A 2,563-nucleotide genomic window follows, 5' to 3' on the forward strand; every position below is an offset into this window, starting at 1 on the left:
GAGAGTATAAGATCACACCCAGATCGGTCGGTCAAATCCTCTTAACATTGCTTCAAAACGTTCACGATCTCGCCCTGAGTATGTCTCCCTCACCGCCAAGGAGCGCTTTACCGCCCTGCAGTCCGGGGAAGTGGATCTGCTCTCGCGCAATACCACCTGGACCCTGACCCGGGATGGGTCGCTGGGCCTCACGTTCGCCGGGGTGAACTACTACGACGGGCAGGGGTTCCTGGTCAAGCAGTCCCTCGGGGTCAAGAGCGCCAAGGAGCTTGACGGTGCCGCCGTCTGTATCCAGTCCGGTACCACCACCGAGCTCAACCTGGCTGACTATTTCCGCGCCAATGGCGGCATGAAGTACACCCCAGTGGTGTTCGATACCTCGGATCAGACCGTCAAGGGCTTCGAAGCCGGCCGCTGTGACGTGCTGACCTCGGATCAGTCCCAGCTCTATGCCCTCAAGATCAAGCTCACCAAGCCAGAGGAAGCCGTGGTGCTGCCGGAGGTCATCTCCAAGGAGCCGCTGGGCCCAGCCGTGCGTCAGGGTGACGATCAGTGGTTCAAGGTGGTGCGCTGGAGCCTCAACGCCATGCTCAATGCCGAGGAGGCCGGGGTCACCAGTGCCAACGTGGACGAGATGCTCAAGTCCACCAATCCTGAAATCCGTCGCCTGCTGGGGCTGGAAGAGCCCAAAGGGACTGTGCTGGGGCTGGATGACAAATGGGCCTACAACATCGTCAAACAGGTCGGCAACTACGGTGAATCCTTCGATCGCAACGCCGGTGCCGGCTCCCCCCTCAAGATTGATCGCGGCATCAATGCCCTCTGGAACAAGGGCGGTCTGATGTACGCGCCACCCATCCGCTGAGTCGACAGTCACCGGGGGGCCTGGCCCCCCATGTTTTCCCTGGCTTTGTCGGAGTCATCCTCATGGCGTTACACGCATCAAACCATAGGAAAGAACAGGGCCGCTGGTGGTATGACGCCAAGGTGCGGGCGCTGCTCTTCCAGTGCCTGGCCATCGCGGCGGTTATCGGGTTTCTGTTCTACATCGTCAACAATGCCCTGACCAATCTGGCCACCCGTGGCATCACCACAGGCTTTGATTTTCTGGGCAACACGGCCGGTTTCGGCATCTTGCAGAGCCTCATCCCCTACGACGAGACCTATACCTTCGGTCGCACCTTCGTGGTGGGTCTGCTCAACACCCTGCTGGTCTCCGTGCTCGGCATCCTGTTTGCCACCCTGCTCGGGTTCGCACTCGGGGTCGCGCGCCTGTCGCGCAACTGGCTGGTGGCCAAGATAGCGGCCGTCTACATAGAGACGTTTCGCAACATCCCGCTGCTGCTGCAGATCTTCTTCTGGTACTTCTCGGTGCTGCGTACCCTGCCTTCCCCGCGTCAGAGCGTGGATATTGGCGGGCTCGCCTTCCTCAACGTGCGGGGTTTCTATCTGCCCAAGCCCCTGTTCGAAGAGGGATTCGGCTACGTGCTCTGGGCACTGGTGCTCGCGGTGCTGCTGAGCTGGGGGCTGGGCCGCTGGGCTCGCCGCCGTCAGGCCCTGACCGGCAGGATCTTCCCGTTCTGGCGCTGTGTGGCCGCCCTGGTCATGCTGCTCCCGGGCATCACCTTCCTGCTGGCGGGCAGCCCGCTCAGCTGGAGCGTGCCTGCGCTGCAAGGGTTCAACTTCCGGGGGGGGCTGACGGTGCTGCCGGAGCTCGCGGCCCTCTTGCTGGCGCTCACCATCTATACGGCGGCCTTCATCGCCGAGATAGTGCGATCCGGCATCCTGGCCATCAGCAAGGGGCAGACGGAGGCGGCTTCCGCCCTCGGGCTCTCGCCCACCAAGACGCTGCGGCTGGTGATCATTCCCCAGGCCATGCGGGTCATCATTCCTCCCTTGACCAGCCAGTATCTGAACCTCACCAAGAACTCCTCCCTGGCGACAGCCATCGGCTACCCGGATCTGGTCTCGGTGTTCATGGGGACGACTCTCAACCAGACAGGGCAGGCCATCGAGGTCATCGCCATGACCATGGGGGTCTATCTCGTCATCAGTATCACCACCTCGGTGCTGATGAACATCTACAACCGCAGAATGACGCTGGTTGAGCGCTAGGGAGCTGTCATGTTCGTGAATGAATTGCAGGAGGCGCTGCCGCCTCCCAACCACCGTCGGGGGCCGCTCGCCTGGATCAGGCAGAACCTCTTCCCCAACTGGTGGAACGGCCTGCTGACCCTGGTGCTGGCCTATCTGTTGCTGCCACTCATCTGGTCTGCACTGGACTGGGCGCTGTTCTCGGCCACCTGGCAGGGGAGCAGCCGCGAGGCCTGCGTCCAGGGCGGTGCCTGCTGGATCTTCATCGAGAGCCGGCTGGGGCAGTATCTCTATGGCTTCTACCCGGCTGATCAGTACTGGCGCATCAACCTGACCTTCGCCGGTCTGGCGGCGCTGCTGGCCCTGCTCATCTGGCCAAAGACCCCGCGCAAGGGGCAATGCTGTTCAGATAAGCACATTTTTGACTAATTATTCATAAATGCGACTTGAGTTGGGGGAGCAAGGCTGT

General features: G+C 61.6%; 2 protein-coding genes and 1 pseudogene. All 3 read left to right on the top strand.

The genetic code is table 11. The annotated features are described in order from the left end of the window. Nucleotides 1–67: 67 nt before the first annotated feature. Nucleotides 68–865: pseudogene (locus tag OKC30_RS20540) on the top strand (amino acid ABC transporter substrate-binding protein); the annotation flags it as partial. Between the two features lie 62 nt (nucleotides 866–927). Continuing rightward, entirely contained in the window at nucleotides 928–2,115 is a 1,188-nt protein-coding gene (locus OKC30_RS20545; RefSeq protein ID WP_048208147.1) for an amino acid ABC transporter permease, read from the top strand. Between the two features lie 9 nt (nucleotides 2,116–2,124). Continuing rightward, the gene (locus tag OKC30_RS20550; protein ID WP_270665413.1) at nucleotides 2,125–2,523 is read left to right on the top strand and encodes a hypothetical protein; all 399 of its coding nucleotides are present in this window, start codon (nucleotides 2,125–2,127) and stop codon (nucleotides 2,521–2,523) included. The last annotated feature ends 40 nt before the right edge of the window (nucleotides 2,524–2,563 follow it).

This window comes from Aeromonas sp. QDB18 (genome assembly GCF_027705325.1).
GTDB classification, from domain to species: domain Bacteria; phylum Pseudomonadota; class Gammaproteobacteria; order Enterobacterales; family Aeromonadaceae; genus Aeromonas; species Aeromonas caviae.